Source organism: Idiomarina aquatica (assembly GCF_004362895.1).
Lineage (GTDB): Bacteria > Pseudomonadota > Gammaproteobacteria > Enterobacterales > Alteromonadaceae > Idiomarina.
This window is the reverse complement of record NZ_SNXI01000017.1, coordinates 1-13,893: the sequence shown is the minus strand read 5'-3', so window position 1 is coordinate 13,893 and position 13,893 is coordinate 1. Positions and strand designations below refer to the sequence as shown.

At 44.0% G+C, this 13,893-nt stretch carries 10 protein-coding genes; 8 read left to right on the top strand and 2 right to left on the bottom strand.

Features of this window, described 5'->3' with window-relative positions:
* Positions 1-99 precede the first annotated feature (99 nt).
* Positions 100-2,001, top strand: coding sequence for a bifunctional metallophosphatase/5'-nucleotidase (locus DEU29_RS11090; protein ID WP_133540425.1), 1,902 nt, complete (start codon positions 100-102; stop codon positions 1,999-2,001).
* 173 nt (positions 2,002-2,174) lie between these two features.
* Here the strand turns inward: DEU29_RS11090 and DEU29_RS11085 are convergent, their stop codons facing one another.
* Entirely contained in the window at positions 2,175-3,356 is a 1,182-nt protein-coding gene (locus tag DEU29_RS11085; RefSeq protein ID WP_133540424.1) for a porin, read from the bottom strand.
* Positions 3,357-3,685: 329 nt separating this feature from the next.
* Here DEU29_RS11085 and DEU29_RS11080 point away from each other — a divergent pair, with 329 nt between their 5' ends.
* The 7 genes from DEU29_RS11080 to DEU29_RS11050 all read left to right on the top strand — a co-directional run bounded on the left by DEU29_RS11080 (position 3,686) and on the right by DEU29_RS11050 (position 13,004).
* Positions 3,686-4,849 carry an iron-containing alcohol dehydrogenase gene (locus DEU29_RS11080; protein WP_133540423.1) on the top strand — a complete coding sequence of 388 codons (1,164 nt, stop codon included), beginning with the start codon at positions 3,686-3,688 and terminating at the stop codon, positions 4,847-4,849.
* Between the two features lie 11 nt (positions 4,850-4,860).
* Complete coding sequence (locus DEU29_RS11075) at positions 4,861-6,213, top strand: hypothetical protein (RefSeq protein WP_133540422.1); 1,353 nt, start codon at positions 4,861-4,863, stop codon at positions 6,211-6,213.
* On the top strand, positions 6,213-7,589 hold the full coding sequence (locus tag DEU29_RS11070) for a sigma-54 interaction domain-containing protein (RefSeq protein ID WP_133540421.1): 1,377 nt from the start codon (positions 6,213-6,215) through the stop codon (positions 7,587-7,589). Before DEU29_RS11075 ends, DEU29_RS11070 begins: the two co-directional genes overlap by 1 nt.
* Positions 7,579-9,027: an NAD-dependent succinate-semialdehyde dehydrogenase gene (locus DEU29_RS11065; protein WP_133540420.1), complete on the top strand. Its 1,449-nt coding sequence runs from the start codon at positions 7,579-7,581 to the stop codon at positions 9,025-9,027. Before DEU29_RS11070 ends, DEU29_RS11065 begins: the two co-directional genes overlap by 11 nt.
* A gap of 35 nt (positions 9,028-9,062) precedes the next feature.
* Positions 9,063-10,103 carry a cyclase family protein gene (locus tag DEU29_RS11060; RefSeq protein WP_133540419.1) on the top strand — a complete coding sequence of 347 codons (1,041 nt, stop codon included), beginning with the start codon at positions 9,063-9,065 and terminating at the stop codon, positions 10,101-10,103.
* 282 nt (positions 10,104-10,385) lie between these two features.
* Positions 10,386-10,586 (top strand): hypothetical protein, encoded by a 201-nt coding sequence (locus DEU29_RS11055; protein WP_133540418.1) that lies wholly within the window; start codon positions 10,386-10,388, stop codon positions 10,584-10,586.
* 189 nt (positions 10,587-10,775) lie between these two features.
* Positions 10,776-13,004 (top strand): hypothetical protein, encoded by a 2,229-nt coding sequence (locus DEU29_RS11050; RefSeq protein WP_133540417.1) that lies wholly within the window; start codon positions 10,776-10,778, stop codon positions 13,002-13,004.
* A 6-nt stretch (positions 13,005-13,010) separates the two neighbouring features.
* Here the strand turns inward: DEU29_RS11050 and DEU29_RS11045 are convergent, their stop codons facing one another.
* Positions 13,011-13,811 (bottom strand): SecC motif-containing protein, encoded by an 801-nt coding sequence (locus DEU29_RS11045; RefSeq protein WP_243734574.1) that lies wholly within the window; start codon positions 13,809-13,811, stop codon positions 13,011-13,013.
* Positions 13,812-13,893 lie beyond the last annotated feature (82 nt).

Genomic DNA, 13,893 nt, shown 5'->3' with positions numbered 1-13,893 from the left:
GATGACAAATTTGAGTCACAGGCAGTGTATTTTTACTGTCATATTAATGCGGTTTAATAGAGCAAAGCTTAAGCCCCTTAATTAAAAAAGGAGTGCACTTTGAAAACGTTGCGCCACCTGTTTATCTTTTTCAGTTTGCTACTGGTTAGTACTGATACGTTCTCTCACGCTAGAGACGTAATTCAGGTAGCGCCACTTGAACTGCATAAGAATAGCCCGTTTGATCGAGCCTACACTCTTGCTCCTATTTTAGATAGAACCGGAAATCTCGAAATACGATGGCCCGATAACTGGCCGTCAAAAAAACCATCAGAGCATTTAAAACTACGAATTTTCCACATCAATGATTTACACAACAAACACATAATAGAAAAAGAAGATGGCGATGCTCGCTTTGTGACTGGCCTCATAGCTGCCCATGTCAGCAAGGCTCGTCGTGAGGCAAGTTCAAAAAAAGAGCATGTATTATTTTTATCCGCTGGAGATGATCATACCGGTGCCGTATATGATGAATTACTCGGTTACAGTCCAGGATCTTTCAAAAAAAGCTTGGCCTACCACGCTTATTCATCGGCAGGTCTTGATGCGGCAGTATTGGGTAATCATGAATTTGATCGCGGCACTCAAATCCTAAAGCAAGCCATTAACGCTGATGCCAATTTTCCACTATTGAGTTCAAATCTTGTTGCGTCTAAAAATTTAGATGCTGACGATTACGCTTCTGTGCTACTTGGAGTAATTAATGGGTGGCGAATCGCGGTAGTTGGACAAACATCATCAGAAGATACGAAAAGTAACCTGGCTGACGATCCGCAATTAAAGGTTGCTCCGCAACTGGAAAATATGAACCAAATACTGACCGCTGTTGAAGGTAAGGTTGATGTCATTATCGCACTGACACATATTGGCTATCAACAAAGCGGAAAAGTTGGCGATCAAGACATCGCAGAGCTATTAGCAAAAGCGTCGGTTCCCGCTATTGTCATCGGCGGTCATTCGCACGATACACTGCATAAGTCAGGGGTTAATAAAGAGCACATTTACAGTGGAGTTCCGGTATTTCAGGCTGGACAGTGGGGCGATTACATTGGGGATATTCAACTGAACTTGCGACGTGACTCAAAAGAAGTCGTAATATCTAACAACACCGTTTTGCACTCTCTAAAGCAAAACAGCGCGTCGCTTATAAGCTTTAGTGAGCAGTTTTATAAAACGTCCATTGCTCCTATCATCACTGATTTTGACGATGTATTAAATGAGCCGTTAGGGCGCATCCCTGATGACTCAGCATTAACAAAAAATGCGATACTGGTTGACCGTTATACTGCAGAGCTTGCCGTTGCCAACTTTATAACGGATGCAGTTATGCAAACGGTTAATACAGATAATGAAATCGCTGATTTGGCAGCAATCAATGCATCAAGTATTGTTAACGGCTTTGAGCCGGGCGAAATGGCGACTTTTTCTGATTGGTACAATGTTATTCCCTATGCAGACACGCTTCAATTAATTGAGCTTACGCCTACTCAACTCAGAGAGCTTATAAAGTCTAACGCTCAACGCCTAGTTATGCCATCAGAGCAAGAAAGCCTCGATTTAACCGGCTTTATTAATCAGGGCTTTTTACACTTCTCGGATGCGTTACGGTATGAAGTGACTTACGAACAAGATGGACGACCCCAAGCAACCAATATTCAGTTCAATGGTAAACCTCTCGAACATTATGCTGGTCAAACGATCAAATTGTTAGTTGGAGATTATATAGCTTCTGGCAACCTAGGATGGAGGGGCCAAACGATACATTTCCCGAATGGTGGCAAAGTAACAGGCTTTGACATTAAGTCGTTCCCAATAAAGTCCACAACTTACAAGCTCCGAGATAGCGTTTTAGAATACCTAAGAGCGTCAAATCATAAAACTATAGATTTTAGAAAAGACGGAAGAATTAAGTTTAGCCTAATAGATCAACAGGGCGAACAAAACAAACAATCGCGTAATTAAGCAGCCATTCAAAACGTCGCAAAGCAATCATTTCGAGGATGGGGTGGGGTTAATTCGGCCTGGTGCGCAAGCGCTACGTCGGAAATACCCCACCCGATACTAGATGGGGTAGACTGCCGATAGAACACTGGGCTAGGTCCCAACTTCAGCGCGTGATAAGCACTTCTATGAGCTTAAAAAGATAAAGAGAAACCAATACTGACAGCTTCGTTTTCAATGCTATCATTATTATGGCTTTCAGCTTCCATTGATGACAGCTCTGCTGACACCGTAAACATTTGCCATAATGTATGATAAACACCCAAACTAAGTTTACTCTGTTCTTCTACCTGACTAAGCTGATCAATTCCGGCTAAATCTACTTCTGACACACCATAATTCAAACCAACCTTAGTTGCCCCAAATGTTTGCGTTACCTGCGTAAACCAACCAGAGCTATCGCGCGGAGTACCGTTAGCATCCGCAGCATCGATCAGTAGCCCATAGTAACCGAGTCCCTTAGCATCAAATATTGAAAGGGAGATACGAGTGTTATCCAATTGAAGTGCGCCGGTTAAATCGACACCCCTAGCGCTATAATCTCCGATATCGGTTGTGACATGTTGATTGTAAAATGTTGTAGAAATAAAGCCGTTATCATGATTGTAGCGTAAGCGGCCATGAACTCCTGGACGCTCTGAGCCGGAATCTCCCACATAACCGTTTCCACCGAAGCTTACTGAATCTAGAGGTTGAAAAATACCAATATCAGCTTGCCAGTTGTCAGCAAATGAACGACTGTAAGTGATTTGAGATAACCTATCTGCAAAAATATAACCATAGCCTGCAGCGCCTAAGGTTGTGTTTAATGGGCTACGGATTGATGCCGGTGCACCAACTCCTCCTAGCGCCATATCCTCAATCACTACATCAATACCGAAAACACCATAACCACGACCAACTTTGAGTGTTCCTACATCGTCATTACCGACAGTAAAGTAGGCACGATACGCACGGTTGTCTCCGTTACCATTAAATGCGCTGTTATCAGTTGAGCCTGGCTCGATTGCAAGAAACGCTTTTAAATCGAAGCCCTGAGCCTGGGTTGTTGCTGAAAATTGAAAACTGGAGGGGCTATAACCGTTTGATACGGAGGTTGCATCTTCCCCCGTGCAAAGCAAAGCGTTGCCGGCTACTGTAGACCCTGAGTCATCACAGCTCGCATACACAGCGTGAGCATTTATGTAACCGTTAAAAGAAAAATCCCATTTCGGTGCAGAAACTGACTGAGCCATAACCGAACTACTTACCAACATGGTTGAGACCAATGTCGTGGTTGTAAGAGCTCGCTGTTTAAGCTTATCGTTATATTTCATGTGGTATTCCCCTGTTTTTTTCTTGTTATTAAGAATGTGCAAGATAAGCTCTGCAACGGTTATGCCAAAGACTGTAAAAATGTAAGGTGCTGTTTTTTATATAAATATTTTAAAAAGTCCTAAATTCTGCTGATGAATAATTTCATCATTTTCTCTTTTTTGATGGCTTAAAATCATCAGAAAAGTAAACTCGATTTATTTTTCAGTGGTGCTGATATTTATTAAGTGCAATAAAAACAATGGTTTAAATTTTTTACTTTGAGTTGGCATAGGGCTTGCTGAGTAATTGATAATAAAAAGTTAAAAAATAACGACAAAAAGGTAACGCAATGACTGAGACACGCGTGCAAGTATTTAAAACCGCTCGACGGTTACTGACGGGATATGGTGCAAGTGCCCAATTGGCGGCAGAGGCTGAAGATCTCATGATGAAGCGCCCTTTAATTGTTACCGATAAAGGAGTGCTGGGCTCTGGTGTTATTGAACCGATTTTAGAACGCTTCAAGCATGACTTTGCAGACAGTACATCACTGTACTCAGATATTTCGGCTGAACCGGAAACACATGTAGTCGAAGACTGCTGTCATAGTTTTACGGCAAATAAATGCGACGGCATTATAGCAATAGGGGGGGGCAGCGCGATGGATACGGCTAAAGCCGTGGCTGTCTATATTGGTGATGACAGAAAATTGGAGGCGCTTTTTGGGGAAGATCAGGTTCGTACCAGAGAAACTCCCCTTATTTGTTTGCCGACTACAGCAGGAACAGGCTCTGAGGTGACCAATATTGCTATTTTGTCAGACGTAAACGCGCAGTTAAAAAAGGGTATTGTCAGCAACCAGTTGTTGCCAGACGTTGCCATTGTGGCACCAGAATTGACAGTGAGCTGTCCACCCGCCGTCACCGCAGCGAGTGGAGTTGATGCCTTAGTGCATGCCGTTGAAAGTTATTTATCTAATTTCTCTACTGAGCTCACTCGACCATTATCATTGCGTGCGATGACGATGATTAATAAATCGTTGTTACATGCCTATGAAAACCCCAAAGATATGAAGGCGCGCGAGCAAATGGCTACAGCCAGCCTTATGGCTGGCTTAGCCTTTGGGAATGCTGGAGTTGGAGCCGTCCACGCGCTGGCATATCCCTTGGGAGGGCGTTTCCACTTGTCGCATGGTGTCAGTAATGCCGTTATGTTTACGGAAGTGATGCGTTGGAATTACTCTTATTGTCGGAGTCTATTTCTTGATATTGCCTATGCGCTGGGAGCTCCTCAAACTTTGATAGAAGAAGAAGCTGGGGACTTTGTGGTTGAGCGACTGACCCAGCTATGTGAGCAAGTTAATATTCCCAAAACGCTACGCGAGTTCGATATTCCAAAAGAAGTTATTCCTGAATTGGCTGAGTCCGCTCATGGTGTCACTCGACTGCTCCGCAATAATCCTCGGGAATTGAGTGTGGAAGATATTGCAGCTATTTACACTGCTGTTTACTGAGGAAACCAATAATGTCGTTATGGAAACATCGTAAATCGGGCGCTGAAGCACCGTTTTGGGGACTTGGTCCATTAAAAGTAAGGCTGCCCTTTTTGCACTACCGATTTGAGTGGCCGGATTACTTTCAGGGATTGTTGATGTGCGCAGTGGATTTAGCTGCTATTTCGTTAATGGCCGAACTTCTGGGAATGCCATTTGAGGCTGCACTGGCAATAGTACTGATTAATGGTCTATTTTACTTGCTCCATCATTTGCTTGGCGATCCAGTAGTGCCAGGGTGGATAACTCCTGCAATACCTTTGTTAATGATGTATGTCTCTACCTTTCCCGAGGGGGAAAGCCGCGTACATGCACTAATCGCCTTTCAAATGATGCTGGGCGCATTTGCCATGGTATTGGGTGCTTCAGGAATCGCACGACGAGTTGTTCATTATATTCCCAGTGCGATCAAAGCTGGCATCATTATGGGCGCCGGCTTAGCGGCTGTTGCTGTAGTATTTGAAGAAGGGGGGCGTTTTGAGTCCTTCCCCATGACAATATCCATTGCGGTTGGTATAGCATTCTACCTAATTTTTTCACGCCATTTTGCAGCCATTCAAAATAAACATTGGTTATTAGCGCTGATAGGTAAGTTGGGAATTTTCCCCATCATTGCACTTGCCATCGTGGTCGCACCGCTTTTTGGTGAGGCTCCCTGGCCAGATATCGAGTGGGGACTGACATCACCAGATTTTGTCACGATGTTTACAGAATACACGCTCTTCGGTGTTGGACTGCCACCATTAATGATGTTTGTTACAGCAATTCCGACAGTGCTAGCAGCTTATATCGTACTTTTTGGCGATGTCCTGCAGAGCAAGGCTATTTTGGATGAAGCTGATGAAGCGCGCCCGGATGAAAAAATTGATTATAGCCCTGATCGTGCTCACATGATTTTTGGTGCTCGCAATTTTGGTATGAGTATTATTGGGCCGGATGTAGCAATGTGCGGACCTCTCTGGGCGGCAATGCATGTTGTAATTGTTGAACGTTTTAAAAAAGGTCGCAAGGCAATGGACTCCATCTTCGGGGGCGCAGGATCTTTTCGCTGGGGGACCAATACCGGCTTACTACTACTACCAGTCGTCAGTCTAGTGCAACCGATCTTGGGGATTGCTTTGGCACTGACCCTACTAATCCAAGGTTACGTCAGTGTGCGCATAGGTATTCAGGAAGCTAGAAGCGAGCGCGATTTGGGAATTGCCGGTGTTATTGCAGCAATTTTGGTCGTGAAAGGTGCAACCTGGGCGTTTGCTGCTGGACTATTATTGTGTTTTTTGATTTATGGCTGGCGTCTACGGAGCCCCCTTAAGGAGACACGCTGATGTTTCACGGTGATAACCTGCAACGGGTACTGGATGCCATGAGTGACGGCGTTTACATTACCGATGGGAACGGAATAACCATAACTGTAAATAAAGCCTATGAGCGAATAGCAGGTATTCCAAAGCGATCTCTACAGGGCATGCACATGTCAGAAGTTGTTAAAGCCGGCTACATTTCACGTTCGGTATCGTTAGAAGTGTTGAAAGAGCGACGCGCTGTAACACTGACTCAGGCTTTGACCGATGACCATAAAATTTTGGCATCGGGCACTCCGATGATTGATGCCCGAGGACGCATTGAATACGTAGTTACAACGGTTAGAGACGTAACTGAGTTACTCCAAGCCAAGCGTGCCGAAGAGCAGCTAGAGCAGTTGTTGAATGTGCGAGAACAATATGGTCCGGCGCAGCATGACTGGCCGGCAGAGCCATTTATCGTAAGCCCGCGTACCCAAGCCTGTTACGAGCTTGCCAAGCGCGTAGCTAACTCAGCGGCAAAAGTACTGTTACAAGGCGAGACGGGAACTGGTAAAACATTATTAGCACGCACTATTCATCAATATAGCCGATGCAGTAACGGACCCTTTATTGAGCTTAACTGTGCCGCAATGCCTGAGTCGCTGCTGGAAGCAGAGCTCTTCGGTTATGTACCTGGCGCATTTACTGGTGCGTCAAATAAAGGAAAAACAGGGCTGCTTGAAGCTGCTAATAACGGCACTCTATTTCTGGATGAGATTGGTGACTTACCCCTATCGTTGCAGGCAAAGCTATTGAAGGTGATTGCCGAGAAGCGGTTTTTACCGGTTGGAGGGACCGAGTTTAGGCAGACAAACTTTAGACTCATTTCAGCAACGCATCGCGATTTAAAGGCACTAGTTGAAGAGAACCTCTTTCGGCCAGATCTTCTTTACCGAATATGTGTAGTTCCTATCGAGCTACCCGCGCTTCGCGAGCGTACTGAGGAAATTGAGCCGCTATTGGAACACTACCTTTGTTATTTTAATCAACAATATGAATTTGACTGTCGTTGGCATCAGAGCGTTGTTGAGCGCCTTACTCGTTACGATTGGCCTGGAAATATTCGAGAATTAATAAATTTAGTAGAGCGGTTAGTGGTGACCAGTGAGCAAGCATTAATAACGACCGCTCATTTACCTCGAGAACTTATCGGTGAGCAGTTTCTAGGAAAGCAGGGGCTTTCGTTGAGACATCGGATGGATGAGCTTGAATTAAGGCTTATAAGTGAGGCTCTCCAAGTTCATGGTACGACACGAGCTGCGGCACAAGCATTGGGTATAGACCAGTCAACATTAGTAAAAAAACAACAACGATTAAAAGCAAAAATGATGGGAAATCCAACTCAAGATGATGAATGAGAAACAGGTAGATTTAAAGCAGGCGGCCTTAATTGGCGTAAATTGGATCCCGTGTAGCGGGAGCAATACGTTGAAGGTTTTTAATCCAGCTAGTGGAGAGCTGCTAGGCACTGTTCCAAAGCTCTCTGAGGAGCAAGTTCGCTATGCGATTACCACTGCTGAGCGTGCTTTCAATAGTTGGCGTAAGACTTCGATAAACGAACGTTGTGCAGTACTTAATAATTGGTACCAAAAGATAAAAGAGAATGAGGAGCGGTTAGCGTCAATCATTACTCTAGAACAAGGAAAGCCGTTCGCTGAGGCCCTGGGAGAAGTTCGTTATGCGGCGAGTTATGTAAAGTGGTACGCACAACCGGCGTTGCAGGATAACGGGAGCGCAATGCCCAATGGTTCCGAGGGTGAGTCGTTGAAAACAATTACAGAGCCGGTCGGTGTCTGTGCTGCGATAACTCCCTGGAATTTTCCAGCAGCGATGTTAACTCGAAAGGTCGCACCAGCTCTGGCTGTAGGATGTTCAATGATAATAAAACCTGCACCTGAGACTCCATTTACAGCACTTGCATTGTCAGAGCTGGCGCTTTTGGCCGGCGTTCCTCCGGGTATGATTAATGTAGTAACTGGTGACGCACAACTTATAGGCGACACAGTGTGCACCAGCAAACAGGTTAAAAAGCTCAGCTTTACTGGATCAACAGCTGTGGGGCGGCACTTGATGCGAGCTTGTGCCTCTACCGTTAAGCGCCTTTCGCTTGAATTGGGCGGTAATGCCCCGTTTATAGTCTGTAGCGATGCTGATATCGATAAAGCAGTTGAAGGAGCGATGCAGTCAAAGTTTCGCAATGCCGGACAAACTTGTGTCTGTGCGAATGCGTTTTATGTTCATGATTCGCTATATGACCGTTTTGCGAGTGCTTTTGAAAAACGAATAAAAGCACTTTCCTTAGGCTTAGGCGGTGATCCCCATACCGATATAGGTCCCCTCATTAATGAACGGGCTCTGGAGAAGGTGGAGGCACTAGTTAGAGATGCCAGAGAAAAAGGCGGCAAGATAGTGTATGGAGGCGAGCGTTGGGCAGAGTCGGAGCGTTGGTATCTTCCTACATTGATCACAGAAGCAACAACCGATATGCGCTGTGTTCAAGAAGAAGTTTTCGGCCCAGTCGCCCCTTTAGTTCGCTATAGCGATGAAGATTCGCTCATTGCGTCACTTAGAGCACAGGATACAGGTTTAGCGGCTTACTTTTACAGCGAGAGTCTGAAACGGATCCACGACCTCGCTGCGGAGTTAGAGGTGGGTATGGTAGGCGTTAACACTGGCGTTATCTCAGATCCTGCGATGCCTTTTGGCGGAGTTAAAAGCTCTGGCTTAGGCCGAGAAGGAGGTCGACAAGGCATTACGGAGTACCTCGAAACAAAGTACATCAAGCTTTGTTACTAACAAGTAAAACTACGAGCAACAAAAGGAAAATAACAATGAAAAAATCCAAAAATATCTTATCTGTCGCTGTGTTGAGCGCCCTTGTGGGACTAAGCTCTTCATCACTGGCTTTTGCTCAAAGCAGTGATATTGAAAATTTACAGAAGGATATGCCGAAAAACTGGGGGAAGTGGGGTGAGAATGACCAAATTGGCGCACTAAATTACCTCGATGATGAACAAGCACTGCGTGGCGTTAAGGCTGTAAAAACAGGTGAAAAATTCACCCTGCAATTACCGATTACTCATGGAGTCGGACCTGTCTTTCCTGGAAGAGTGCCAGCCATGCATTTCATGACACAGGATGAAAGTATGTATTCTGTGGATAAACTTGATGAGTTAGCCGGTGGGGTGAAGTACTCCGACGATGCTGTATTCATGTATTTACAAGGCACGACTCACATGGATGCATTAGGGCATGCTTGGTATGGCGACAAAGTTTATGGGGGCGTTTCGGCAGATAGCACTGTACACGGGCACGATCATGTCGATGTAGGCAAACTTGCTGAACACGGTATTGTTGGTCGTGGTGTCTTGTTGGATGTAGGAAGTCACAAAGGTGGTCAGTCTGGCCGTTTGGCACCAAGCTCTTGCGTTACACTCGATGATTTACAAGAAACAGCTGAAGCGCAAAACGTAGCAATCGAGAAACGTGATATTTTGTTGATAAGAACGGGTTCCGTTGGTCGCTTTTATCAGGACGAACCAGACGCGCCATGGAGCGCAACTACAGAGCCGGGATTATGTTATAGCAAACAACTAATTAACTGGATTGACGATATGGAAATACCAGTGATTGCGGCGGATAACCTTGCTGTCGAACTGGTTCCGCAAACTATTCACGGAAAAGATTACGTAATACCATTACATGGTGCATTGATCAGGGATTTAGGAGTTGTGCTTAGTGAGTTGTATTGGCTAGATGACCTTGCAAAAGACAGTGCTGAAGATGGGCAGTATACGTTTATGTTTACAGCAGCGCCGCTCAAAATGGAACGAGGCTCAGGCTCTCCTATTAATCCAATTGTGATTAAATAAACGAATGGGGGGAGCTATCCCCCCTTACGTAAATTTACGTTTCACTTATTCTCAAATTATTAAGTGCTTAACTGAGGGCGTTTGAGTTATTCAATTCAATTTAAAAACCGTCAACACAGTGGGAATGCGGTTGACGAGTGCCCACTACATTAATTTTTGTCAAGCCCTACCGGTGGAAGCACCCACTTGTCGTTAATGTATTACTTCGAGATCAGTGATCGTCACAGCACCCTTGTACCTAGTTAGCGGTACCATAAACTTCTTAACAAAAAGGAGACTTTTATGGCACGTATAACATTACTTTTGGAAAACGGTTCAACTAAAACCACATCACTGAGCCGTGTTCCCGGGTTGGATGAATATCTATTTGTAGACAATCAAACGCTCTATGTCGGGCGGGTCATTCATATTTCTACTCTCTTTCGCTCCCAAGCATTAGTATCGGTGAGAATAGTTGAAAACCAAGAGAAGTTACATGTCTAGCATTGACAGTGTGAGGTGCAAACCGTTCAGTCAGAAGCCCAAAGCTGTTCCACTTGTAAAGGTTAGTGTCTAGACTACTATTTTTTAATAGGTTAATTTTCAACAGTGCTAAATTTTAAGCAAAGCCTGTATCTGGAGATAGCAGCTATGAGTAGATGTTCGAAATACAATCAACAAGATATCGAGAGGATGGCTGATGAAAATGGCTATAAATATATCGCTGGCATTCAAGCGAACCAGGAGTCTGAGCACGTTGTAAGATGCCGAACGTGCGGTTTACCTGATAAAAAGACAACAAAAATGTTAATAGCCCACTCTAAGTGTCGTTATATGCCATGCAAAAACCGAGGAGTGCTAACTTTACAATATATTCAAGACACGCTCGCGCCATATGGTATCAGCTTACTAAGTGAGCCAGAACCCTGTGAGGCAACTGTTGTTAGTAGCGATGATAAGCTTGTATTTGAACATAATAAGAAACAGATGAGAGAGCGTTGGAGAACAATAAAAGAGAGAATAAGAACTGGGCGGTTAATTTTTAAAGAAGATGAGAAACATAAAGAGCACAATCTACTGACAGATGAGAAGCTAAAACAAATAATGCAGATTAACCAAGTAAAGCTGACCGAACGGAAACCGACGAGCTGGGTTGATAGAGTTGAGTTCAAATGCTTACGATGTGGTTTGCATCGATTTGACACCGCCAAAAGATTAAGTAGTAGAGAAAATTGCGATTGTGAGTGCGTAAAGTCAGAAAAGCGATTTGATGACTTCGTATTACGTGTAGAGGAAGCTGGTTTAGCATTCGATGACTTAGACGATGTGAGAAATCAATTTCAATCTATAGCTAAAAAAAATCTTCCGAAGCAAGAGCGAGAAAACGCATATAGAAATGTGAGAGCGCAGTTAAGGTGTCCTGACTGCGGTGGAGCTTTTCTTAGTCAAAGTCTTTTTCAAATTGTCTATGAGTTTCTGCTTTTCTGTACGAATAAAAACTGTAAAAGCTTTGTTGAAATGAGAGCGCAATCAGATTCGCTAGGGTTAAGCTTCGGCAGTAGCGATGCGGATCTCGAGCGAAATGCATTAATACTAACATCAAATTTTGAAAGCTTATCTCACTTTAAGTCAGCTTACCCTTACGTTAAATATCGACTATCTTTTGGCGTTAAACGAGCGGTGTTTTTAAAGAAGCTATGGCAGCGCTGTGGGGAGCTAAGTGACGGCTGGAAGAGCACAAAGGTAAATATTCAAAAAGATGAAGATATTACCAAGGTGCTTTTATTGTGCATTAAAAATGGCGCTACCGCCGGCTTGAATAGCTTGCTCGAATCAGCGCCAACACTTAATAATAGAGCATTCATAGCTCAAGTAAGTCAAAAATTTAGAGAGCAATTTAGAACTTGCTGTGAGAAGTTGGATTATCACTTAAGAAATAACTGGCGAAACTTAACTGTTGAGCAAGCATTACAAGAAATAAACCGTTTAAAACTAAAAAGTAGAAATGATTTTAAATATAATGCGCAGGGACTTTACGGTGCATGTATCCGCAAAAACTTATTGGCGCAAATATACGCAGCTATGGATTGGCATGAGCCCATTATTTATGTCGATATGTGTGATAATGACTTGTTGAGCCATGCTAAAAATACTGCGATTGAACTGAATGCTCGAAATATCACTGAACTCGAATATCAAGGTAGCAGTGCATTGGTGAGAGAAATCCGCTCTGAATCTCGGTCGGGTCTTAATGAAAACCTTCACGCTATATTAGGCTGGGAGTCAGCAGAAAAATGGCGGGGAATTGAAATGTATGAAGTCCTGTGTAAAGTCCTTGAGTATAAAATATTTTCGATGACAGATCTGCACAAAAAATTACCAGGCCTTTATAAAGAACTTTATCGCACAGGTATGGCCGAAAAGTTAGCCGCTGAAGTTCACTGGGGAAAATTTAAATCAATATTTGGGAGAAGGGCTGATTCTTTAGTAGAGTCAGTTGTTTTTTCTCTAATGGAACTCAATAACATACCTTTTCAAACACACGTACAGACACCTTTCAAAAGCTTACAAAACACGAATGCGATGAAAGCAGATTTTTTACTTAAAAATGAGCATTATGGGCGTCAGGTATATGGAGAAGTGTGGGCATGTAATGAAAAGTATCCTGGGTCTGGGTTCCTTAGAGATTATCTAAGTAAGAGGAACTATAAACAATCGCGATATGACGGTCTCCATGATGTTGAATTACTGTCTGTGGAAGGGATCGAGTATTATAAGCCCACTGCCTCTTTGACTCGTTATGTCAATCATATTGCAGAATGTTTCTTTAAACTTGGTATAAAAATGGATGCAGGTGCAGAGGTAATTCAACGCATACGAGAGAGCTTGGCTAGTTCTGCTCAACGAAAGGTTAATCGGTAACTGTAGTTAGCCAACCGAAAATTCAAACGTTTCATGAAACAAACGCAGACAGTTGATTTGGGGAACAACCCGTTTGCCGTCAACAAACCGCCTGGGGTCAACCATGACAACCCCAAAAAACTGCAGAAATCGCTGGATAAAACGTGATTCGATCAGAATTGAGAGTTTGTCTTTATCAGAAATAAACTCTTCCTCATAAAGCTCATTGAGCAAATCAGGGAATGCCTGCGTCATCTCATCCACCAATCGTTCGTGAGACTCATGATGCTGAAGTCGCCAAATCATGAATAGCCAAAATTGCTGTAGCGGAATTTCGTCTTCCCATCCGTCCATGTAGCCCCAGTTATATTTGTAAATGGCGGTTTCTAACATGAGAGGGAAAAACGATTCCAGGCCAGCTTGCTGGTATTGACGTTTAGCCCAGGCTGAGACGTGAAACTTATTATTTTTAAGCTTAAAAATCCCCGCTATTTCTGCAAGAACACGGCAGTAATGCAGTGCGTTAAACTTATCTTCATTGGCTCCAGCGAATTCACTAATGCTGATGGCTCGCTCGAATGGAGCAACAGCAAACTCGGGTAAGAACGCGCTCGCTTCTTTAACAAGCGCCGCCGGGAGGTTCCCCTTGGCGGTCGCCTTAATCTGTCCACCGTTAGCTAATGCGGTCTCCAACATCAGTTCCAAATAACGCATGACCGGACTGGTACTTAAATCAGAGGGCGTTTTTACCGTGATGCCGTCTAACTCGGAAAAAGGGGCATAGAGCCAGTTATTAACTTGCCCTGGCGTCAGGCTATTAAGCGACAATTAACCTGACCGGTCCGCGACAATTATCTTGACCGGTTGATCTGATAGGGTTCGATACAGCAAAACGGAGGTCATGCTGTGT